Raw genomic sequence first — 23,528 nt, forward strand, 5'->3', positions numbered from 1 at the left:
CACCGTAACTCACTCACTTTCTTTTTGTGCCATGAGCATTCCAATTTCCCGCATAATTTGCTGACTTAAATCATCAACAGCTTCCTTGTCCGGTTTCGTACGCGCCACAGGAATTGCCTTGCCGAAAGACACGGAAAACTTGGGCCAACCGCCGCCGCGAAAATCACTTCCCGTTACGGCCACAGGTACAACCGTGGTTCCCGTCTTTAGGGCCATCATCGCCATACCCGGTTCCGGTTCGCCTAAAACACCGTTTTTTCCCCGAGTCCCTTCCGGAAATACGCCTAGAACCTGACCGGCCACCAGAATTTCCAGCATACGCTTTACTGCCTGACGATCTGCACTCCCCCGTTTAACCGGAAAGGCTCCTAACCAACGAATCACATCCGCAAAAATCGGAAATCGAAATAATTCTTCTTTTGCCATAAAATAAATGCGCCGAGGTATATGACATCCGATTAAAGGCGGATCAAAATTGCCAATATGATTAGAAGCTATAATGACGGCTCCAGTAGCAGGAATGTTTTCCGTACCGCAAACGCGACAACGAAAGACCAGCCGAAATAGCCAATACAGAAAAAAACGCACTAGGCTATACATAGTCAGACCTTCTTTCCCGCATCTCGGCAGACTTGACAAAGCCCTGTAATTTTGCCTACCACGTCGTCAATACTCAAACCGCTGGTATCCAAAAGATAGGCGTCTGCCGCCTGCACAAGCGGCGCCAGTTCCCTCTGCTCATCCTGCTTGTCTCTGCTCTCCATTTCAGCCGCAACAAGAGATTCTTCTATTGCTTCTCCTTTGGCCTGCAATTCCAGCCAACGACGATGCGCCCTTTCTTGAAGAGATGCGGTAAGAAAGACCTTCACTTCAGCTTGCGGAAACACGGCCGTACCAATATCTCGCCCGTCCATAACAACGCCGCCAGCAGCCCCCATCTCCCGCTGCATGGCAAGAAGAGCCTTGCGAACTTGAGGCTGTTGAGCATAAATAGATACCAAACGGCTGATTTCAGGACTGCGTATGGCCTCGCTGACATCTACGCCATCCACAAGAACCTTCGCCGCGCCTTCCCCAGGCAAGAGTTCCAGTTGCAGGTTTTCCAGCAGCACCGTCAATGCTTCTTCTTGCTCAGCGCTAATGCCAGCTTGTGTTGCTTTCCAGGCAACCGCCCTATACATAGCGCCAGTATCTATATATACATAACCCAGCTGTTGCGCTACCTTTTTCGCAACAGTGCTCTTACCGGCGCCCGCCGGCCCATCTATGGCAATAACTACTTTTTCCCCCATGGCCTCGTGTTCTCTCCTCCCGGTCAGCGCCATGCTACTTTGCAAAGCCTGCCAACACCTCATAAAAATCAGGATAGGATATTTCTACGCAATCCGCCCCCTCAATAGTAACGCCCTGCGCCGCACTGCCTGCAATAGCCAAGGACATAGCAATCCGATGATCATGATGAGCGAAACAAGTTGCCCCATGCAGCGAATGACCGCCTTCAATAACCAAGCCGTCCTCTTTTTCTTCGATCACTGCGCCCATTTTCCCAAATTCCAAAGCTACTGCATGCAAACGGTCTGTTTCTTTTACCCGCAGTTCTTCTGCACCGCTGATAACGGTTTTTCCACTTGCAAACATAGCGGCAACCGCTAAAATAGGAATCTCGTCAATCAGTCGGGGCATAATTTCACCGCCGATTTCACATCCCTTTAGTGCTGCAGAGCGCACTAAAATATCTGCAATATCTTCATTACCGCTGCGACGGCGGTTCAGGACCGTTAAATCCGCCCCCATCTGCTCAAGCACATCCAAAATACCGGTTCGAGTGGGATTCAAACCCACATTTTCAATCGTCACTTCGCTGTCTGGAACGATCGAGGCGGCAACCATCCAAAACGCCGCGGAACTAATGTCCCCAGCAATATCAATCGCCGGCGGCGCTTCCAATTCCTGCGCCGGTTGCACCGTTACCGCATTTCCTTGCCGCGTCACTTTTACGCCAAACAGCTCCAACAAACGTTCTGTATGATCCCGTGAACGATGCGGTTCGCTTACTGTAGTCGGAGAGTCGGCGAAAAGGCCAGCCAGAAGAATGGCCGATTTTACCTGAGCGCTAGCAACGGGAAGATCATAGGTGATCCCTTTTAGCGTCGGATTAGGCCCAATAGCCATGGGTATATTGCGGCCTTCCTGACGGCCCGCTAATTGACTGCCCATCATACGAAGCGGTTTGACAACCCGTCCCATGGGGCGCTGACGTAAAGAAGCGTCGCCAGTAATAATGCTAAAAAAAGGCTGCGCTCCTAAAATACCGCTTAACAGACGCAGGGTAGTCCCTGAATTTCCGGCGTCCAGAACATCCTCCGGCTCTTTCAGGCCGTAAAGTCCATTCCCGCTGACCGTCAGTACCCCATCGGCATCCTTTTCCACCTTCACCCCTAAGGCGCGCATGCAACGCACAGTAGAAAGGCAGTCCGCAGCATACAGAAAGTTACTCAAACGAACAGGCCTCTCAGATAAGCCTGCCAGCATCACCGAACGATGAGAAATGGATTTATCTCCTGGTGCAACAATCGTTCCTTGCCATTGACTGACTGGTTGAATGACACGTGTCTGGGTCATAAGACATCCTCCTCAATATAATCTGCTTCAGCCTTTACGGCCCACTACCGCGGCAATAGATGACAAAGCCTGCATCATTTGTTCAAAATTCTGCGGCGTCAAGGACTGAAATCCATCCGAGACAGCCTCTTCCGGGCACTGGTGCACTTCTACAATAACTCCATCCGCTCCGGCCGCTACAGCAGCCAAAGTCATAGGCGTCACAAGGCGCCATTTTCCAGTGCCATGGCTGGGATCGGCAATCACCGGCAAATGAGTCAAATGTTTAGCCAAGGGAACGGCGCTTAAATCTAAGGTATTGCGAGTGTATGGCTCAAAAGTGCGGATGCCTCGTTCACAAAGGACAATAGCGTCATTGCCGCCGACCATGATGTACTCCGCCGCCATGAGCCATTCTTCTATGGTTGCTGAACTGCCTCTCTTCAAAAGCACTGGCTTATCCGCATGAGCAATTTCTTTCAGCAACGCAAAATTTTGCATATTGCGCGTGCCAATTTGCAGCATATCTACATACTTGCAAACCGTCTCCACAGCTCTAGGATCGGTTACTTCCGAAACTACAGGCAAGCCCACTTCATCGGAAACAGCGCGCAAAATCCGCAAACCTTCTTCTTCCAAGCCTTGAAAGCTATATGGCGATGTTCTCGGCTTATAGGCTCCGCCGCGCAGCATCACCGCACCGGCATTTTTCACTAGGCGAGCCGTTTCCGCAAACTGCTCATAGCTTTCCACGGCGCAGGGACCGGCAATAACCGGCACTTGTTCGCCGCCAAAAACGACTTCGCCAACACGAATCAGACTGTTTTCCGCCTGAAAAGAACGGCTTACAAGTTTGAAGGGAGTTCTCGTCTGTACTACTTTTTCAACGCCGTCTAAGCGTTCGAAAGCTTCGGCGTCTACCTCATCGTTCTCCCCGATTGCCGTAACTACCGTCCGTCCGCCTGTCTGCCAAACTTGGGCATCCAGTCCGCACTGGTGCAATTTTTCCAACACTCGCTGCACTTGCCCGGGAGTAGGCATTTGCATAAATATGATCATGACCAGCCCTCCGATACGTTTTCACAAATCTGCTTCTATACTAATTTAAATTCACGCTATCCCTTGCATTTTCCTTTTTCATTGACTGGTTTCCTGCATTTTTATTGCGCCGCGCTTCGGCCCGCCAAATATCCGGTAGAAAAGGCCGCCTGCAAATTAAAACCGCCTGTGTTGCCGTCAATATCCAGTACTTCCCCTGCCAAATACAAACCGTCGACAATTTTCGATTTCATGCTGCGCGGATCTACCTCATTTACGCACACGCCTCCCGCTGTAACAATAGCTTCCGCTAACGGCCTCGCTCCTATCACCGTAAAAGGCAGCGCTTGCAGCAACTCCAACAAACGCCGACGTTCCTCCCGCGTCAATTGCCCAATCTCTTTCGCTGTATTAATAAATGCCAAATCCAGCACTACCGGTCGCAGCGAAGACGGCAGCAGTTCATCCAGACAATGCACCGCTTTTTTACGGCCTAATAAAGCAAAATCGCGCGCCAGACGTTTATCCAAGACCTCCGCTGTCAACGCCGGCTTCAGATTAACGCGTATTTCCACAAAACTGCCTGCGGCCACAGCCATGACAGCCTGGCGGCTCAACGTCAAAATGATAGGTCCTGACAAGCCAAAGTGAGTGAAAAGCATTTCACCGAACTCAGCGGCCACGCATTTCTCGTCCACCCACAACGAAGCTTCAACATTGCGAAGCGACAAACCCATCAATTCTTTTACCCACTCTTCTTCCACTTCCAATGGAACCAGCGCTGGCTGCAGCGGCGACAGCGAATGTCCGACCGCTTCAGCCATACGATAGCCGTCGCCAGTACTGCCTGTTCCCGGATAAGAAGCGCCGCCGGTCGTTAAAATCACAGCGTCGGCCTTTTCTCGCCTGCCGTCAGTCAACGTAACGCCGCAAAGCCGCTCGCCCTCTTGCCATAATCCCTGCACAGGCGTTTTAAAATGAAAAACCACGCCAAGACGACGTAAGGTATGCTCAAAAGCAGCCACAACATCGGCTGCCTTCTCACTAACCGGAAAAACTCTGCCACCGCGTTCCTCCTTTGTCTCTACCCCGGCGCTGCGCAGTATTTCTCGTAAAGCGTCATTATTCAAGGCGCTCCATGCGCTATAAAGAAACTTACCGTTTCCTACCATATTCTTGAGAAACCGCTCCCGGTCTCCGACATAGGTCACGTTACAGCGGCCTTTGCCGGTAATGCCTATTTTTCTTCCGGGACGGCCCATTTTTTCGTATATCGTCACTACAGCTCCCGCTTCGGCAGCCGCCAAAGCGGCCATAAGGCCCGCCGCGCCAGCGCCAATAACGGCAATTTTCTTTCGTTCTTCCATGGTTTTCTATCCTTTCATCGATGTAAAACCGACGTCATCTATTTTTTGAACTATGTTGCTGCTTCTACTTCGCTATATCAAGAAAGACCCTATTACAGGGTCTCTCACTATCTACTCTGGTTTAAACTGATACAAACCGGCTACTTCTTCCGCTGTCAAATGGCGCCATTTTCCTCGGCGCACGCCTTGTAGCGTCAAAAAGGCAAAACGAATTCGTTTTAAGGACCATACCGGAAAGCCGATGGCGTCAAACATCCTGCGCACCTGTCGATTACGTCCTTCACGCAGCACCACGGTCAGTACGGAACGATTTTTTTCACGCAAAACCTCTTGCAGCCGCACTTCCACGGGAGCAGTTACGCCGTCTTCCAAGCGAATACCAGCCCGCAAGCGATCCAGCTTTTCTTCGGAAGGAACGCCTTTCACCTGCACCAAGTATTCCTTTTCCACCTGATGCCGGGGGTGAATCAAAGCATGCGTCAATTCGCCGTCGTTCGTCAACAATAACAGACCTTCCGTATGATAGTCCAGCCGTCCTACAGGATATACGCGAGCGTCAATTCCATCTAATAAGTCCAAGACGGTTTGGCGCCCTTCCGGATCTTTAGACGTTGTCACGCAGCCCTTTGGCTTATACAACAGTAAATACACCAATTTTTCTTTCGCTATCAGACGACCATCTACCTGAATACGGTCTTTACCCGCATCCACTTTGCTTCCCAGTTCGGTTACAACCTTTCCGTTCACCTTTACATGCCCTTCACTAATTAAGCGCTCCGCCTCGCGGCGTGAAGCCACTCCGGCATGACTCAATATTTTCTGCAAGCGTTCCTGCATTTCCGCCTCCTTACTTTTCCCAAGACAGCCGTATTCTAGGCCCGTCTTCCCTCCGACAATAGCCGGGCAAAGGCCACTTTTACCCAAGCCCACACATCTTCCGCCGAGAGCGCCGCTAAACGAAACAAGGATCGCCTCTCCACATCTTGTCCGGCCAGAAGCGGTATCGTAGCCACCTCTTCATCTCCGCGCAAAATCCGTACCGTGCCGATAGTATCCCCTCTGCGCACCGGAGCGACAATAGTATCTGGTTTTTGCACCGCAATACGATACGTATTACCAGCGCCATTACGCGATTCCGGCACAACAATATCCTGTGCAACATATAACGAAATTTGATTTTCCAAACCATCTAACACAGCTACATCCGCCACTTTTTGATTTTTCTGCAGCAACGATTTAGCTTTCACAACACCAAAGCCGTAATCCAATAGGGCAATAGAATCATCCCACATACGTTCACTGTCTAGCACTACGGAAATCAATTGCAACCCGTTGCGTTTCGCCGCGGATACCAAACAGCGGCCTGCCGCGTCTGTATAACCAGTTTTAACGCCATTAGCGCCAGGATATAACCAAAGCATTCTATTTTCATTGAAAATTTCCCGATCATATCCTTTGCCTGGCCAAGGCATGACCCGTCGTTTCGAAGAAACAATCTCGGCAAACAACGGCTGCGTTCGATATCCATACGCAGCAATCCGGGCCAAATCATGGGCTGTCGAATAATGATTAGGGTCCGGCAGCCCGCTGGAATTGGCAAAATGCGTATTTACAGCGCCGATTTCTAACGCTTTTTGCGTCATTAAACGAGCATAAGCCGGCACCGAACCGGCAATGTGTTCCGCAACAGCCACGGTAGCATCATTGCCTGAAACCAGCATAATGCCATATAAAAGATCTAAAAGTTTTTGCTTTTCTCCAGTTTCCAGATACAACGACGATCCTTCCGTTTCGTGCGCCGCCTTACTTGCAACAATCCACTCGTCAAGTCGTCCTTTTTCAAGAGCCACCAGCAAAGTCATCATCTTGGTCGTACTAGCTGGATAGCGGCGACTTTCCGCATCTTTGGCGTACAGGACTTCCCCTGTCGTTGCATCCATGACAATAGCGGCCTTCGCCGTCACTGCCGGCGCTGCTTGCACGGAATCAGCCATTAAAGTATAAAAAAAACTGGCAAAAACAAATAACCAGAGAGTTTTTCGCGCCATGAAAATCCGAAACTCCTAACCTTCATTTTTTTCATCGGTATTGGTTGTTTCATTCGGTAGTAAATTCTGCAAATCAGGTAATTGTTGTAAATCACGAAGGCCAAAGCATTCCAAAAAGTCTTCAGTCGTCCCGTATAAAATAGGGCGTCCCAATGATTCTTTTCTGCCCACTTCCCGAATCAAGCCTCGCTCTACTAATTGCGTAAGCACTTTGTCAATACGAACCCCGCGAATTTCTTCCATTTCTTGCTTCGTTACAGGCTGTTTAAAGGCAATAATGGCCAATGTTTCCAACGCCGGCGCCGACAACTTGCTTTCGCGAGCCCCAGCCAACGCGGTAATCAGCGAAGCCCATTCTTCTTTTGTGCCTAATTGAAAGCCCCCTGCTACTTCATAAAGCATAATGCCCCGTTCGCTACGGCCATATTCTTCCTGCATTTCCGCCAGCAGTAACTGAATATGTTCTTCCTCCACTTGCAGCACTTCCGCGAGAACTGAAACAGCTACAGGTTTTCCGTGGGCAAACAAGAGCGCTTCCAACGGCGCCTTTAAATGCTGATAAAACAAGTCTGTTCCTCCTCGCAAGACAAAATGATTTCCATCGGTCCAAAAGACTGAAGCTGCTGCACACGCACTCGCTGTAAACGAACCAATTCCAAAACCGCTAAAAAGGAAGCGATTACTTCTCCTCGCGAGCCACTGCGAATCAGCAAATCTTCAAAAGGAACGCAGCGGCGCTCTTGTAAAAGACGTACCACATCGGCCATTTTATCCTGAATGCTAATTTCTTCTCGTTCTACGACCGCCTGCGTTTGTGGCAGACGGCTTTCCCACAACGCAGTCAACGCTTGCAAAAGAAGCTGCGGCGTCAGACCGGCAGGCAACGGGCGAGCCGGCTCCGGCAGCTGTGACGGACGAGTAAAGACGCCCTGCCTCAACTGCCAACGTTCGCCTAATAGTTGAGCCAGCATTTTAAACCGCCGATACTCCAATAGCCGATCCACTAATTCCTTGCGAGGATCCAGCCCTTCTTCCTCCTCTTCCTCGACAGCAGCTACCGGCAAGAGAAGTCTGGACTTGATTTGCAATAAAGTAGCGGCCATTAGTAAAAATTCACTGGCAATTTCCATGTTGAACTCTTCCATCTCGCGCAAGTATGCCAGATATTGAACCGTCACATCGGCAATCGGAATATTATATATATCCAGTTTGCTCTTTTCAATCAAATGCAGCAGAAGAGCCAACGGCCCTTCAAAACCTTCTAAGCGGATGCGATATGCTTCCATTTGCTTAGTTCGGCAAATGCATAACTTCGCGAACGCTGCGCATGGTTTCGTTGGCTACTTTGCGGGCCTTCTCCGCGCCAGCAGCTAAAATTTCATGCACGCGCTCCGGATGCTGCTCTAGAACTACTCTCCGTTCATGGATCGGCGCTAAAGCGCTCACCATATGATCCGCCAGACATTTCTTGCAGTCTACGCAGCCAATTCCCGCTTTGCGGCACTCTTGATCAATTTCTGTCACTGCCACAGCTGGTGAAAACACCTTGTGGAATGTAAACACCGGACAAACATCCGGATTTCCAACATCAGTGCGCCGTACCCGTTGCGGATCGGTTACCATTTGCCGCACTTTTTCACGAATCTCCTTTTCGCTGGCGGCAAATGGAATTTCATTACCATAGGATTTGCTCATTTTACGTCCGTCTAAGCCCGGCAGCAACGAAGCCTGGCTTAGCATTTCCTTAGGTTCCACAAAAACTTCCTGTCCATAAAGATTATTGAAGCGACGTACAATCTCCCTCGTCAACTCCAAATGAGGCAACTGATCAATCCCCACCGGAACCGTATCCGCTTTGTACAAAGCTATATCCGCCGTCATCAATTCCGGGTATCCCAAAAAGCCGTACGTGTTGATATCTTTCCCTTGGCTGCCCAATTGAGCCAGCTTATCTTTATAAGTAGGCACCCTCTCCAGCCAAGACAAGGGCGTCATCATCGAAAGCAGCAGATGAAGCTCAGCATGCTCTTTTACCTGAGATTGAATGAAAATAGTATTTTTCTCCGGGTCTAGGCCAGCGCTCAGCCAGTTCAACGCCATTTCGTACGTCCGTTGCGGCAGGGCTTCTGTATTCTCAAAAGTCGAAGTCAATGCATGCCAGTCTACAACACAAAAAAAACACTCATATTGCTCTTGCAGTTTGACCCAATTTTCCAACGCTCCTAAATAGTTTCCAAGATGAAAATTTCCAGACGGCTGCATACCGCTGAAAATGCGCCCTTTTACTGTCATGTTGAAACCCTCCTAAAAAAATAAAATGCCAACAATTGTTTGAATGGCAAGATATAACGCAATTTGAAACGGATATACAATCGTACCGATAACCCCAATATATACTAAAGCAATAAGAACTACCGGGCTATACGGAATAATCCGTTCATATAATTCAGCGTATTTCCAAGGCAAAAATACGCTAATTACCTTGGAGCCATCCAACGGTGGAATAGGCAGCAAGTTAAAAATAGCCAAAATAATATTATAATCTCTTGTCCAAGCTAGCACTTTCCACACCTCGGGAATTCCGATCCCCCATACTTTGCAAGCGCCTAAAGAAATCGCCGCAACCAATGCCATCAACGCATTGCTGAGAGGACCCGCCAAAGAAACCCAGATCATGCCGCTGCGATACGAGTGAAAGCGATTGGGATTGACCGGTACCGGCTTGGCCCATCCAAACTGCGTCAGCCAAAGCATTAACAAACCGACCGGATCCAAATGAGCTAGCGGATTCAAAGTTACTCTGCCAAGTTGGCGAGGAGTATCGTCCCCCATAGCCACAGCTGCTCTCGCATGAGCATATTCATGCACGGTTAGAGCAATCAAAAGAGCCGGCACACGAAAAATCAAATCGGCATCTAACGAAAACACGCCATTCCTCCTTCATTCAACCCTAACTAGTTGTCGCTAAATCAATATTATATCCTACTTTCTCCGGGAACGCAAAATCCTGTCCCCTCTTAACAAGCTCGTTTTACTGTGCTAGAATACGAACTGAATAAGTTGTCAAAAATTCAAATCCCTATACAAAAAGGAGTCTTGTTTATCATGAAGCCCCCCCGTTTTGTTTTTTCGCGCCGCGCCTTCGCCCTCTCTCTCTTCAGCGCCATTTTACTTTGCGCCTCTTTTCCTCTAATTACTTGGGCGATTCAACTCTGGGACGTTCCGGTTACAGCAGAAGATCCAGCGTCGACGCTTTCCCAAAGCAATCGTTCACCCGCTATTTTCATGTTACCCGAACACCCTGGGGATGAACCATTAGCGGAAGAAGGTCGCCCTTTATATGACTCTTACCTTATTAATGAACGCTTACGGGCCAACCTCCCCCTCAACCTTCCAACTCCGCAGCCTTATAAAGCCGCAAAAGTAGTATATCTTACCTTTGATGACGGTCCTGACCCGCAAAATACGCCAGTGGTTCTAGATATCTTGAAAAAAGAACAGATAAAAGCCACCTTTTTTTTAGTAGGTACGCAAATCGAAAAACATCCTGATTTAGTAAAACGTCTTTTTGCCGAAGGTCATGCCATAGGCAATCATACCTATGACCACATTTATAAAAATCTCTACCAATCGCCTCAAAGTTATGTAGCGCAACTAAACCATACCGATGAGCTTCTTAAATCCATTCTTCTTTGCCGCCCTCGCATTTCCAGAGCTCCTGGAGGTTCTACAGGGAGCTTCAACAAAGGTTACTGGGATTTGCTCAAACAAAATGGCTATATTGAAGTTGGCTGGAATGTTTCCTCCGGCGATGCTTCAGCCGCCAAGGCTGCAGCAATTGAAGGAAATGTATTAACCCAAATGAAGCAAACCTTTTTACAAAGTCACGCGATTGTACTTATGCACGACGGTCCCGGACATATTGAAACCGTCCGCGCCCTGCCAGGTATTATTCAAGCTTTAAAAGCCCAAGGCTATGAGTTTCGCGTAGTCAACACGCAAACACCGGCAGCCTGGTAAAAAATAAAAAATCCGCTTTCTCTCTTCTTAGAGAGAAAGCGGATTTTTTTATAGACTGTAGTTCGGAGCTTCCTTGGTAATATTGACATCATGCGGATGGCTTTCTTTGAGACCAGCGCTGGTAATACGGATAAATTTCGTTTCCGTACGCAATGCTTCAATGTTTTTCACACCGCAATAGCCCATGCCAGCTCGAAGTCCGCCAACCATTTGGAACATGGTCTCCGAAACAGGTCCTTTATAAGGAACACGTCCTTCAATGCCTTCCGGTACCAATTTATCCATATTTTCCTGAAAATAACGATCCTTACTACCCTTGGCCATAGCGCCCAACGAGCCCATGCCGCGGTATACCTTGTAGCTCCGGCCTTGATAGATAATGGTTTCGCCGGGGCTTTCCTCGGTTCCGGCCAGTAAGTTCCCCACCATAACTACATTAGCGCCAGCAGCCAAGGCTTTTACGACATCTCCAGAATATTTAATACCGCCATCGGCAATAATCGGCAAGCCAAATTCCGCCGCTGCTTTAGCACATTCATATACCGCCGTAATTTGAGGCACGCCGATACCTGCAATTACGCGGGTCGTACAGATGGAGCCAGGTCCAATACCAACTTTGACTGCATCTACGCCAGCTTCAAATAAGGCTCTCGTAGCTTCTTCCGTAGCCACATTACCTGCAATCAAATCCACATCAGGGTAGGCTTTTTTAATGGTTTTAACCGATTCGATAACGCCTTGAGAATGACCGTGCGCCGTATCTACAACAATAACGTCCACTTTGGCTGCCACAATAGCTGCCACGCGATCCAGCATATCGGAACCAACGCCTACTGCTGCACCGACCAATAAACGGCCTTTAGAGTCTTTCGCAGAGTTGGGGTATTTCTGCGCCTTCTCAATATCTTTGATGGTAATCAGGCCTTTTAAATGACCTCTCTCATCCACCAACGGCAGTTTTTCAATGCGATGCTTGCGCAAAATTTCCTTGGCCTCATCTAAAGACGTCCCCATAGGAGCGGTAATCAAATGCTCCCGGGTCATGCATTCGCCAATTCGTTTGGACAAGTCAGTTTCGAATCGCAAATCCCTGTTGGTTAAAATGCCTACCAGACGGTCTTGCTGGGTAATTGGCACCCCAGAAATATGATACCGTTCCATCAAATCCTGCACATCTTTTAACGTATGTTCAGGAGAAAGAAAAAGAGGATCCACAATAATACCGTTTTCAGAACGTTTTACTTTATCAATCTCGTTCGCTTGCTGCTCGATCGTCATGTTCTTATGGATAATTCCCAGGCCGCCTTCACGCGCCATGGCAATAGCCATACGCGCCTCCGTGACCGTATCCATGCCCGAGCTAATGATGGGGATGTTCAAGCTGATATTGCGAGTCAGCCGAGTGTTAACCTCCACATCCTTAGGCAACACATCCGATTTAGCGGGAACGAGAAGTACATCATCGAACGTTAGTCCTTGCTTGGCGAACTTTTCTTCAAACATGTCTCTACTCCTTTCTCTACTTACCAAAAGGTATTTCTGATAGAATACCACAGTTGCCCCCTCAAAAACCAGAGAAAGATAAAGTTTTTTTATTCACATTGTTTCACTTCCTCTCTTTGTTTTCGATTCTCATGTATTATCAGAGAAAAAAAATAAAAAGCGTAAACCTCTTTTTGAGGTCTACGCTTTAATTGTTCTTTTTCTCTGTCGCTGCTTTTGTACCTACGCGGATAATACGTTCAGAAGGAGGAAAATCATCCGAAGAAATAATCTCTCGACTGATTTCTACGCCTTGATGCAACCGAATTTTTTCAATTTTTATTCGATAGCCGCTTTCGCCTCGTTCTTCTACAATTTGGCGGCCAGCCTCCAAATTAGCATCTGGTTTCACTACGACCGGCGCCGGGATTACCTGTTTATCCACTGGTACAATACGAACTTCAACCGGATCATCTGCGCTGCCAAATACTTGCACAGTCAGGCGATTCCCTTCAATTTTACTGGAAATATAAAGATTGTGTCGGCTGGTATTGGTAAATTGAAAATCCAATTGATCATCCGCCACGGTTGCATCCTGTCCAAGCGGCACGTACCCAGGAGGACTATAGTGAGAAGTCCGTTCCACAATCTCCAAATCTGCCAATAAAACAGCATTATACAAGGTGCTGCTCACTTGGCAAACTCCGCCGCCCCAATCCGGCACTAACTTCCCATTGATAAATACAGGGGCTTCCTTATAGCCATTTTCCTGCGTCCGCTTACCTACTTGCGAATTAAAGGAAAACACACTGCCAGCTCGCACCAGCGTATCATCAATACTACGCGAGGCCAAATAAACATTTTTAGACCGGTTGTTGTCATAGGCATTGAAATAACTGGAATACGAACCCAAAAGACGATTAATCCCGCTAAGATCCTCAGCCCGTATTTCCGGCACATCATCCTTTACAGGCAAAGAAATCTGCAACGACTGAAAATCAGCCATCGCGGCCTGCCATGTTGTTTCCAACTCCGTTCGTTCCAAATGCTGCCCTATGATTTCCGGTACAATCTGTACCTGCCCCTGTTGGTAATTAATATGTGCTTTACGGGATGGACGCTCTACCTCATGAACGATTTTATCCAGCAACGCTTTGACCTTAACTGGCTCATACGCAAGACGATAAGCAATCTGACGGCCTTTTTGCGTCGCCATATACCACTCCTGCAATTGCAGCCAAACCGGTCCTGTACGTCCGATCATGTAGGCTTCATGCGCCAACGCCGCTGCATCAGCATGTATGTTTAACTCATCCGTAGTACTTTCCCATTGCTGGTCGCCGTAAATAAAGCGGATTGTCTGATGAGCCAGTCTACTGCGAGCATCTTCTTCAATCGCAGCTACTGCCGCCTCCTCGGTTAAACCGCCTAAATCCAGCGAACCTAATGTCACTCCATGGGAAATACCGTCACGAAAATACACGGCCGTGCCAGCAACGGCCAAACTAGCCAAAGTAAAGGAAAGAATTAATACTAACGATAAACTGACTCGCTGCCATCGCTTCACGAAACCATTCCGTCCTCCTTTGCCTGTGCTTCAAAAGACCGGGCTCCCGCCTAAGCGAAAGCCCGGTCCCAAGCCAGCTTATTGTACATTCATCGACAGTTCTACATATTTACCTGCCAACTTGGCCTTTTGCAGAACTTCTTCTGTAATTTCCCCGCCTTCATCCACAACGAGAACGCCATTGTCAGTCTCAATACGGCGGCTTGCTTTCTTTCCTAAAAGAAACTTGCGAGTTTTTTCTTCAATCTTACGCGAATACGCATCCACTTCCGGAGCGGCTTCCGCCGGTTTTTCTTCTGCTGGTTTTGTCTCTTCTACTTTGGGCTCCTCCACTACAGGGGCCGGAGCGGCAACAGGAGTCACAACCGGAGTTTCCGCCACAGAGGCCGGAACTTCCTCAACTGCCGGAGAAGCCTGCTCTTCCGAGGCGTCTCGAATAAACAGTACATCTTTACCCAAAGTGATAATATTCTCCAGTAATACCTGTTGGCTATCACCGTTATCTACGGTATACTCGCATACTGCAATTTTCCCGTCATTTTCAACCATGAAATCGGTAACCCGCCCTAAAATACGGCCAGCCGTGGTAACTACTTTAGTCCCAATCACTGAGGTATTGGCTACCAGCAATGGCTCAATGTCCGGAAAATCAGCGACTCCTACTACATTATCGCTGGATTCGACAGTAACAGCAAATTCGCCAAGACCGGCTACCGCTTTAGCTGGAAGCAGTTTCGCCCCCAAATACCATTTGCCGTCGTCAATCAAAAACGCTTCTACGGATTTGGCTGCAGCATTAATGATAAACGCCTTGATCGTTCCCAGTTCCTCACCCTCGCGAATGCTAAATACAGGCAAGCTTAAAATTTCTGTGCTTTTTTTCATAAATGAAACCCCTCCCGCATATGTATAAACATAAAAAATGGAATCCCCTGTAATTTATTGCCGGCTGCGCCATTGTTGATAAACGGCTTCTACCCTCTCCAATACGGAAGCCGGTATGGCTTCCGGCGCAACCGCCTCTAGTTTAAGCTGGCGTAATACGCCAAGGAAAATTTGCAAATATCCTAACGTTTGTTGAATGTCTTTTTGCCAAACAGGCTGGCTCTTTACTTGAGGTAAAGCAAGCGCTGTTTCTAGCGCTGCAATGGCTTCATCCCAACATCCATAACGTTTCAGCAATGCCCCTTCTTCAATCAGCAAAAAGGGCAATTCTTCATCGTCAGCAAACTGAGCAATCCCTGCTTGCAGAACCTGCTGCGCTGTTTTCCAGGAACCGGCTTCGCGAAAACGCCACGCTTCCTCCAAACAAGCGTCAACATTAACAAATGTTGTCGGGATTTCTTCTGTTTTCTTGAAAGACTCCACCGTTTCCTGCGAAGAACTCTCTTCACTTGCTTCTGCCTCGGGCACAACGGCTGCTGGCAGGTCTTCAGAAACAACAACGGAATCCGCCGCTACTGATTCTGTCACGTCTCCTGTTGCTGCAGGTTTCTCAGGCTCCGTCTCAGGCATCTTGATCATCACAGGCTCAAGCGATGTCCCTATAGTCTGAGATTCCACCGCTTCAACGCTCTTTTTCGAGATCAGCGCTGGTTTCTTAGGTTTAGCTGGCAAAGGCTTCTCGCCAACCGTGTTCGCTTTTACGCTTTCAACTGCAACAGTTTCCTTGTTTACTACCTTGGATGCCTTGTTTTTCTTTGTCGCAAGCGATTTTCTTTGTCTTTCTTCCTTCTTACTCAAAGGCTTTTCTTGCTTGTCGTCCTCACGGACTTGCGCAAGTTGAGAGTCTTCTTGCTGTTTTTCGCCAACCGACGCAATAGGCAATATCGACGCTTCCGCCATAGCCGGGGAAGCAACCGCTGGCGACATGACCGGCATACACTCAGGCAATTTAGCAGCCGCCCAAGCGCCGCCAACCGCACAGATAAACAAAACGGCAACTGTCATTTCCAGATTAGCCCAACTCAATAAAAGCCGCGGCAATACCGCAGCCAATAAAATTGCACAGCCGGCACAAAACAATACAATTCTCCAAGAAAGCTGCCATTGAGGAAACTTTCGGCTCAGCAAAGCTACCAAGCAAGCCAGGAGCAGCACAACAAATAAAATAATAAGAAAAAAAGCCACATCAACCACCGCTATCATAAAATGGATCTTTCTATTTGCCTATTCTACACAATCAGTAAATTTCCTTTCTTTTTTTAAGAAAAAGAAAGACCTTTATCTTCCAATTCTTGTGCAGCGCCCATACAAGCCAAAACTGCATGCTCAAAAGTAAGACCGCCTTGGAGATAAACAGCATAGGGTTCGCGCATCGGCGCATCGGCGCTCAGTTCGATGGAAGCCCCTTGTACAAAGGTTCCCGCCGCCATAATCACAGCATCCTCATACCCCGGCATACCGCTTGGCTCCGGCCGTACGTGCGCATCAACAGGAGAATATTTTTGAATCCCCTGACAGAAGGCAACTACTCTTTCCGGCGTTCCCAACGTAATCGCCTGAATAATATCACCTCGTTGCATCGACCAATGCGGCAATGTATTATAACCTAAATTTTCAAACAAGGCTGCAGCAAAAATAGCGCCTTTTACCGCCTGAGCCGTTGTATGAGGCGCTATAAACAAGCCCTGATACAACAAACGATTTCCTCCCAAAGAAGCTCCCAACTCCGCCCCGATCCCCGGCGCAGTCAAGCGAAAAGCAGCCAGCTCCACTAAATCCCGTCGGCCTGCAATGTAGCCGCCTGTCGGCGCCAACCCGCCGCCAGGATTTTTAATCAACGAGCCTGCCATAATATCAGCTCCAACCGCTGTCGGCTCCTGTACTTCCACAAATTCGCCGTAGCAATTATCAACAAAGCAGACGCAGTCCGGAGCAATAGCCTTGACCGCCGAGCAAGCAGCGGCAATTTCAGCCACCGTCAATGTCGCCCGAAGGCTATAGCCCCGCGAACGTTGAATCAGCACCATTTTTGTTTTTGAATTCACATAATCTGATAGATGCTCCACGTCAATGCCGTTAGCGGACATGGGCATTTCCCGATAGGACACGCCAAATTCCTTCAAGGAACCGGGAACTTCTCTTTCATGACCAATAACGCTTTGCATCGTATCGTAGGGCGCCCCTGTCAAAGAAACCAACTCGTCTCCAGGACGCAAAACACCGAATAAGGCCGTAGCCAAGGCATGCGTGCCGGAAACAAACTGCGTTCGCACCAGCGCCGCTTCTGTGCCGCATAGCGTCGCCCAAGTCTCTTCCAGCGTTTCCCGCCCGGCATCGTTATAGGCATAACCGCTTGTCGCCCGAAAGTGATAATCCGAAACTCGATGGCGGCGAAAAGCGTCCAATACTCTTAACGTATTGGTTTCAGCGATCTGATCCACTTCTTTGGCCATTGCCGCCATCTGCTGCAGCGCCTTTTCTTTCGCCGCTTGAATTTTAGTACTAAATCGATTCAATCTACCTGTTCCTCACTCTCATCCACTGTTCCTTGCACAATACAATATTGACTCCAAAACGACTCCGCCCATAAAGGAATCTCCGCCTGCACCCGAATACCTTCCGGGGCATATTCGCAGGCAGTAACTTTGCCATCCTCATGCAGTTTATGCAACAGACCGCTCTGCTCATACGGCAGGCACAGCTCGCGCCGCACACTGCGGCGTTTTACTTTGGCGGCTACGGCCAGGAGCAGCTCCTCTAGTCCTGTTTTGCGCAACGCCGAAACCAAAAAAGCATCGCCACGCCGCAAGAGCCGTTCGACCACAGCAGGTTCTCCTGCTTCCATACGATCCGCTTTGTTAAAAACAAGCAGCATAGGTTTTTCTGTAGCCTTTAATTCCTTTAGTACCTCGTAAACAGCTTGTTCCTGCGCTTCTCGCTGCGAATGACTGGCATCCACCACATGAAGCAATAAATCAGCTTCTACAACTTCTTCTAGGGTAGCGCGAAAGGCTGCAACAAGCTGATGAGGCAGTTTTTGAATAAAACCGACGGTATCGGAAAAAAGAACTGTCTCACCATTAGGCAGCGTTACACTGCGCGTCGTCGGATCCAAAGTAGCAAACAACTTATCCTCCGCCAACACCCCTGCATCTGTGAGCGCGTTCAATAACGTCGATTTTCCTGCATTAGTGTACCCTACTAAAGCAATCAGCGGCACTTCGTTATCCTTACGGCGTTGACGCTGTTGCTGGCGTTGCTGCAAAACCAGCGTCAATTCTCTTTCAATATCGCTGATGCGCGTTCTTACCCGCCGCCGGTCCACTTCCAGCTTCGTCTCACCAGGTCCGCGCGTACCAATACCGCCTCCTAAGCGAGACAATTCGATCCCCTTGCCGCTGAGTCTAGGCAGGCGATACCGCATCTGAGCTAGTTCTACTTGCAGCTTGCCCTCTCTAGAATGCGCCCGTTGAGCGAAGATATCCAAAATAAGCGCTGTGCGATCAATGATTTTTACGCCTAAAGCTAACTCCAAATTGCGTTGTTGAACAGGCGTCAGTTCATCATCAAAAATAATGACATTCGCATCCATCTGCTGTCGCAGCAGCGCCAATTCTTTGACTTTTCCCTGTCCGATAAACAAGGCCACATCCGGACGATCCCTTTTTTGCCGTATAACGCCCTTTACCTCTACGCCGGCTGTTTCCGCCAACTGCGCCAACTCTTGCAAGGAAGAGTCCAGATCCCAATTATTCGTTCCGGTTTCCAAGCCAACCAGCAAAGCCGTTTCAGCTTCCTCCATGGCATGCCCGGAAACGGTTTGTTGGGCTAAAAGACGCTCTAACTGGAGAATCCAGCGTGAAAAAGGCAAAGTCGTTAACTGCGAGACGGAAAATGGACCTTCTTCCTGCCATTCATCGTCGCCCGTTAAAAAAGCGATCATGCAAAGCGCGGTTTCCGGCTGTGGCGCAGCCAAGGAAACCATCACATCAAAACGCAAGTCCCGCAACGAACTGACATCAGCCGCACTAAGGCGGCAATCACCGCCCGGATGCGTATGAATACACCGAATGCCGGAAAGCCGTTGTTGACCTCGGCGCCCGCGCACCTCCGGCAAATCTACTGTATAGGAATCCCCCAATGCCACCGCCACGACCCGACCTCGACGATTGCAATAAACGGCTACCTCGCGATTCAGCAATTGACTAAGGCGCAACATTTCCTGCGCCATTTCACTGCTGAGTATCTGATCGGACGGTATTGTCATCTCATATAACTCTTCGAGCTGCGCCAGCAGCGACTTACGAACTCCTTGGATGTCTCCCAATACCTTGGCCACGTCTTCCCACCATCCCTTCCGGTTAAAAGACGCTTATGAAAGCACTGCTATTCTATAGCATTCGCGTTTCCTGTCGTCTCCCTCTGTTTTTCCACAAACCCATGCTGAAAAGCACGAAATGGAGTAATCGTGGAAATAGCATGCTTATAAACTAACTGCTGTTTTCCATCGCTGTCTAAAATAACGGTAAAATTGTCAAATCCTTTAACAAGGCCTCTTAATTGAAAACCATTGACCAAATAAATGGTCACGGGATTATTTTCCTTACGCACCTGATTTAGAAAACTGTCTTGCAGGTTCATCGGCTTTGCAAGCATTGCAACTCCCCCTTTTCTCTCTACCGAAACGCTGCTGCAACTGCACTTCCGGCGCAGCAACGGTTCTATAACATATAGTAATTCGCTCTACGTGCAAGAACTTCCTGTTTTCTCCCAATGCCGGACCAGAGAAAATACATCTTCTCTCCAGCCGTCTTGGCCTACATCAAACCATTGCACATAGGGCATACGCTTAAACCAGGTAAACTGCCTTTTCGCAAAATGACGCGTATTTTTTTGTATGATTGCCACCGTTTCCTCAAAAGAATACTGTCCTTGCAAGTGAGCAACCATTTCCTTATAGCCAATACCTTGCATTGACTGGCAGGTTGTCTCCACCTGCGCTGCCAAGAGACTCTTTACTTCTGTTTCCAGCCCCGCAGCCGCCATGCGCTCCACTCGTTGATCAATGCGCCGATATAATGCGCTTCGCTCCATAGTCAGCCCCACAACCAACGACTGCTCCAGCCAGGAACTTGCAAGGCCTGCTTTTTTGCCAAGGCTCAGTGTTTCCCCGCCTTGACGCGCCACCTCCAGCGCCCGAATGACACGGCGCAAATTATTGGGATGCAGCTTAGCCGCGCTGAGCGGGTCCGCCTTTTGCAGCAGTCTGTGCACAGCCTCATTTCCTTCTTTATGCGCCAACGCTTCCATCTCCTCACGGAAAGGAGCGTCTTCGTCCACTTCACTAAAAACATAGCCTTCCAAAAAAGCCTGCACGTAAAGCCCCGTGCCCCCAGCCAATACCGGCAGCCGTCCTCGGGCTTGGATATCCTTGATCACTGCCTCGGCCTGTTCGCCAAAGCGCACGGCATCATAAGGCTCATTGGGTTCTAAAATATCAATCAAATGGTGCGGAATCCCCCGGCGCTCCTCCTGCGAAGGCTTAGCCGTACCAATATCCATGCCACGGTACACAAGCATAGAATCGCCGGAAACCACTTCGCCGTCATGGCGCAGAGCCAATTCTACCGCCAAGTCGGTCTTGCCTACAGCCGTTGGCCCCAACACCACCAGCAAGCGTTCTTTCATATACCGGCTCCCTTCAAAATCCCATAACGCACGCGACTATAGCGACCGCCGGAAAACTCTTGGATGCCCAGACGTTCCCATTCCGGACTATGCACCGCTTCCTTGACTACCACCCGGCGTCGCGCCACCCGGCAAGCTTCTTGCAAAAGTTCCCGCCTCAAAGGCCGCCGATCGGCAATCTGGTGCAAGGGCTGCATATTGGAGCTTCCTTGCACAGAATAGCGAAACATCGGGTCTAAATACACTGCATCTACCGCTCCGGCGGACATGTCTTTTAAGACGTTCAGCGTATCACCGTACTGAGCTTCAACCCTCCGCATAGCCGCTTCAAGAACCGGAGTCAACCCTACGGCATGCGCCAAACCATGTGAGGTAATCATAGCCACCCAAGGAGATTTTTCCACGCCTAAAATTTTCCCGGCTTCTCCTACGGCAAGACTCATCAAAACGGCATCCGCCCCCAAACCAAGGGTTCCATCCAGCACGGTTTCCCCCGGCTGCAACTCTAAAGCCTGCACCAGCGGGTCCTGACCGTTTCTTTCCCACTGCAACGCACGCAAGGCCGCCATACTGGGATGGTAAAAGTAGCGCCAGCCAATCCCCTCAATGACAGGACCGTCAACGGAAAAAATCACCAATTTTTCTACGCCTTCTTGTTGGCGCAGCTTTTCCAGCGATAATTCTCCCCGGACAACATACTTCCCACCCCAGCGTTCGGCAAACTTCTTGGCTTCCCCTACCAAAAATGTCCCTGCATTTCGCGCCGTCGTCACTCGCAATTCATCCATCATGCTTTACTAACAGCTCTCTTTACGTTCTTTTAAACCAACGCATCAGCTCGGCCTCGCCAAAACGCACCATCACAGGACGTCCGTGCGGGCAGCTATAAGGCAGCGTCGTTTGCGCCAATTGCTCTAATAGACGCTCCATCTGCCGTTGATTCAACTCCTCGCCGGCTCGGATGGCCGCATGACAAGCCGCCGTCTCAAACACCATATGCCGCAGTTGCGCCGCTGTCGGCTGCTGCATTTCGTCTAAACGCACCAATAGCTCCCGCAGCATCGTCTCTGGAGAAGTACCTGTCAAATCGGCAGGAAGCTCCAAGAGCCTCGCCGTTCCTGGGCCGGCCATCTCTAATCGAAACCCCAGCGACGCCAACGCCTCCCCATGCTGTTCCAATAGAAATTCTTCTTTTTCATCCACCTCAAGATAAACAGGTACCAATAAGGTCTGCCCTGGCATAGCCGCCGCTTCCCCTACAAATTTATCATAAAGAATGCGTTCATGCGCCGCATGCTGATCCACCAGATACAGTTGTTCTTTGTCTTTGGCAACAATATAGCACGACAAGACCTGCCCTAAAACCTGCAACGGCTCGGCCGCCTCGGTTTCGTTCGAGATTGTTGCCTGAGCCAAAGGAGCCCTGCTTTCCGTTTGGCAGTCTTCGTCCATCATCGTCGCGTCCACAGCCTGGAAAATCTCTGTTCTTGTCGGTTCGGACTTCATTTCTGGTTCTATTTTTTCACAAGGCGCCGCCGTGACCGTCTCAGCAGGCGCCTCATAGACAGGGATACTTTCTGCCGCTGCAACCGGACGCTGCCGTTCTGCAAGAGGCTTAAAAATAGGACGATATGGCTCCGGCAAAGGCGCTGGCTGCGCCGGTCTCTCTTTCGCAGTCTGTGCCGTCGTCGCAACTGGAAGATTTTGAAAATCAAAAGATTGAATTTCTTCTTTAGGCCGAGGCGCAACAACCGGCGCCGCTTGGCGCAGCTGCTCTGCGGCCGGCCTAGTTAAACAAACAGTGACTGCCTTATAAACGGAGCGAAAAACATCCTGCTCGTTTTTGAACTTCACTTCGCTTTTTTGGGGGTGCACATTGACATCAATATCTTCCGCCGGCACGTCAATACGAATAACCGCCAAAGGAAAACCTGTTTTCGGCAGCACCGAATGATAGGCGTTATCCAAAGCCTTGCTCAAGGCGCGGCTCTGCACCACCCTGCCATTAACCAAAAAAGTTTGCCACTGCCGACTGCTGCGCAAAAGAGTAGGCTGTCCTAAAAATCCCCAAAGGCTAATTCCCTCCTGAGCGTGGTTCAGCTCCAAGAGCCCTGCGCCAGCCTCCTTGCCGTACAGAGAAGCAATTACATCTTCCAATCGCCCGCTGCCATTTGTGCTAAGAACCAAACGTTGGTTATTAATTAGGCGAAAAGCCACTTCCGGGTGCGATAAGGCAAGGCGCGTTATAATATCGTGGATTTGGGCGCTTTCAGTAGCCGGTTTTTTCAAAAATTTGAGGCGCGCCGGGAGATTAAAGAAAATATCCCGTACCAAAATAGTGGTACCCACGCCGCCGCCCGCTTCCGTCACTTCCAGCGTTTGGCTTCCTTCCATGACAATTTGCGTCGCCAAAGCGTCTTCTTGCCTTCTCGTAGTCAAGGTAAAACGGGACACCGAGGCAATACTCGGCAACGCTTCGCCACGAAATCCCAAACTGGCGATATGGTATAAATCATCAGCACTGCGTATTTTACTGGTAGCATGACGCAGCATGGCCGTCTGCGCATCTTTAGCGCTCATGCCCCAACCGTCATCGCTGATACGAATGCTTTCACAACCTCCGCCTGCAATCTCCACCTCTATATTGCGGCTAGCGGCGTCAATTGCGTTTTCTACCAGTTCCTTAACTACAGACGCCGGCCTTTCTACCACTTCGCCTGCGGCTATCTGGTTTGCTGTATGCGCGTCTAATACCTGTACAATATTTTCCAT

The 23,528-nt window shown here is 49.4% G+C and carries 22 protein-coding genes; 1 reads left to right on the forward strand and 21 read right to left on the reverse strand.

What is annotated here, in order from left to right:
* Window positions 1-9: 9 nt before the first annotated feature.
* From C508_RS0114705 to C508_RS0114755, 11 genes are all read right to left on the reverse strand, one after another.
* On the reverse strand, window positions 10-600 hold the full coding sequence (locus C508_RS0114705; protein ID WP_018704335.1) for a lysophospholipid acyltransferase family protein: 591 nt from the start codon (window positions 598-600) through the stop codon (window positions 10-12).
* Window positions 601-602: 2 nt separating this feature from the next.
* Window positions 603-1,292, reverse strand: a complete 690-nt coding sequence (gene cmk, locus C508_RS0114710) for a (d)CMP kinase (protein WP_018704336.1) — start codon at window positions 1,290-1,292, stop codon at window positions 603-605.
* A gap of 34 nt (window positions 1,293-1,326) precedes the next feature.
* Window positions 1,327-2,622, reverse strand: a complete 1,296-nt coding sequence (gene aroA, locus C508_RS0114715; RefSeq protein WP_018704337.1) for a 3-phosphoshikimate 1-carboxyvinyltransferase — start codon at window positions 2,620-2,622, stop codon at window positions 1,327-1,329.
* A gap of 27 nt (window positions 2,623-2,649) precedes the next feature.
* A complete protein-coding gene (gene aroF, locus C508_RS0114720; RefSeq protein ID WP_018704338.1) occupies window positions 2,650-3,660 on the reverse strand; it encodes a 3-deoxy-7-phosphoheptulonate synthase in 1,011 nt (336 codons plus the stop codon).
* Between the two features lie 101 nt (window positions 3,661-3,761).
* On the reverse strand, window positions 3,762-5,006 hold the full coding sequence (locus C508_RS0114725) for a BaiN/RdsA family NAD(P)/FAD-dependent oxidoreductase (protein WP_018704339.1): 1,245 nt from the start codon (window positions 5,004-5,006) through the stop codon (window positions 3,762-3,764).
* Window positions 5,007-5,117: 111 nt separating this feature from the next.
* Entirely contained in the window at window positions 5,118-5,843 is a 726-nt protein-coding gene (locus tag C508_RS0114730) for a pseudouridine synthase (RefSeq protein WP_018704340.1), read from the reverse strand.
* A gap of 35 nt (window positions 5,844-5,878) precedes the next feature.
* On the reverse strand, window positions 5,879-7,054 hold the full coding sequence (locus tag C508_RS0114735; protein ID WP_018704341.1) for a D-alanyl-D-alanine carboxypeptidase family protein: 1,176 nt from the start codon (window positions 7,052-7,054) through the stop codon (window positions 5,879-5,881).
* Between the two features lie 15 nt (window positions 7,055-7,069).
* A complete protein-coding gene (gene scpB / locus C508_RS0114740; protein WP_018704342.1) occupies window positions 7,070-7,621 on the reverse strand; it encodes an SMC-Scp complex subunit ScpB in 552 nt (183 codons plus the stop codon).
* Complete coding sequence (locus C508_RS0114745; RefSeq protein ID WP_018704343.1) at window positions 7,603-8,340, reverse strand: segregation and condensation protein A; 738 nt, start codon at window positions 8,338-8,340, stop codon at window positions 7,603-7,605. Before C508_RS0114745 ends, scpB begins: the two co-directional genes overlap by 19 nt.
* A gap of 4 nt (window positions 8,341-8,344) precedes the next feature.
* Window positions 8,345-9,346: a tryptophan--tRNA ligase gene (gene trpS, locus C508_RS0114750; protein ID WP_018704344.1), complete on the reverse strand. Its 1,002-nt coding sequence runs from the start codon at window positions 9,344-9,346 to the stop codon at window positions 8,345-8,347.
* Window positions 9,347-9,358: 12 nt separating this feature from the next.
* Window positions 9,359-9,982: a site-2 protease family protein gene (locus tag C508_RS0114755; protein ID WP_018704345.1), complete on the reverse strand. Its 624-nt coding sequence runs from the start codon at window positions 9,980-9,982 to the stop codon at window positions 9,359-9,361.
* Between the two features lie 132 nt (window positions 9,983-10,114).
* On the opposite strand from C508_RS0114755, the gene C508_RS0114760 reads away from it, so the two are divergent.
* Window positions 10,115-11,074 carry a polysaccharide deacetylase family protein gene (locus C508_RS0114760; protein ID WP_245553745.1) on the forward strand — a complete coding sequence of 320 codons (960 nt, stop codon included), beginning with the start codon at window positions 10,115-10,117 and terminating at the stop codon, window positions 11,072-11,074.
* Window positions 11,075-11,122: 48 nt separating this feature from the next.
* Here the strand turns inward: C508_RS0114760 and guaB are convergent, their stop codons facing one another.
* The 10 genes from guaB to mutL form a co-directional block, all read right to left on the reverse strand.
* Window positions 11,123-12,577 (reverse strand): IMP dehydrogenase, encoded by a 1,455-nt coding sequence (gene guaB, locus C508_RS0114765; RefSeq protein WP_018704347.1) that lies wholly within the window; start codon window positions 12,575-12,577, stop codon window positions 11,123-11,125.
* 187 nt (window positions 12,578-12,764) lie between these two features.
* Window positions 12,765-14,123, reverse strand: coding sequence for a VanW family protein (locus C508_RS18830; RefSeq protein WP_018704348.1), 1,359 nt, complete (start codon window positions 14,121-14,123; stop codon window positions 12,765-12,767).
* A 78-nt stretch (window positions 14,124-14,201) separates the two neighbouring features.
* On the reverse strand, window positions 14,202-15,008 hold the full coding sequence (locus C508_RS0114775) for a PRC-barrel domain-containing protein (RefSeq protein WP_018704349.1): 807 nt from the start codon (window positions 15,006-15,008) through the stop codon (window positions 14,202-14,204).
* Between the two features lie 54 nt (window positions 15,009-15,062).
* Entirely contained in the window at window positions 15,063-16,271 is a 1,209-nt protein-coding gene (locus C508_RS0114780) for a hypothetical protein (RefSeq protein ID WP_018704350.1), read from the reverse strand.
* A gap of 56 nt (window positions 16,272-16,327) precedes the next feature.
* Complete coding sequence (locus tag C508_RS0114785; protein ID WP_018704351.1) at window positions 16,328-17,584, reverse strand: methionine gamma-lyase family protein; 1,257 nt, start codon at window positions 17,582-17,584, stop codon at window positions 16,328-16,330.
* Window positions 17,581-19,407, reverse strand: a complete 1,827-nt coding sequence (gene hflX / locus C508_RS0114790; RefSeq protein WP_018704352.1) for a GTPase HflX — start codon at window positions 19,405-19,407, stop codon at window positions 17,581-17,583. The genes C508_RS0114785 and hflX overlap by 4 nt, the downstream gene beginning before the upstream one ends.
* Window positions 19,408-19,454: 47 nt before the next feature.
* Window positions 19,455-19,724, reverse strand: a complete 270-nt coding sequence (gene hfq / locus C508_RS0114795) for an RNA chaperone Hfq (protein ID WP_018704353.1) — start codon at window positions 19,722-19,724, stop codon at window positions 19,455-19,457.
* Window positions 19,725-19,811: 87 nt separating this feature from the next.
* Window positions 19,812-20,756 carry a tRNA (adenosine(37)-N6)-dimethylallyltransferase MiaA gene (gene miaA / locus C508_RS0114800; protein WP_018704354.1) on the reverse strand — a complete coding sequence of 315 codons (945 nt, stop codon included), beginning with the start codon at window positions 20,754-20,756 and terminating at the stop codon, window positions 19,812-19,814.
* A complete protein-coding gene (locus C508_RS0114805) occupies window positions 20,753-21,547 on the reverse strand; it encodes a class I SAM-dependent methyltransferase (protein ID WP_018704355.1) in 795 nt (264 codons plus the stop codon). The genes miaA and C508_RS0114805 overlap by 4 nt, the downstream gene beginning before the upstream one ends.
* 19 nt (window positions 21,548-21,566) lie before the next feature.
* On the reverse strand, window positions 21,567-23,528 hold the full coding sequence (mutL, locus tag C508_RS0114810) for a DNA mismatch repair endonuclease MutL (RefSeq protein WP_018704356.1): 1,962 nt from the start codon (window positions 23,526-23,528) through the stop codon (window positions 21,567-21,569).

The organism is Anaeromusa acidaminophila DSM 3853 (assembly GCF_000374545.1).
GTDB classification, from domain to species: domain Bacteria; phylum Bacillota; class Negativicutes; order Anaeromusales; family Anaeromusaceae; genus Anaeromusa; species Anaeromusa acidaminophila.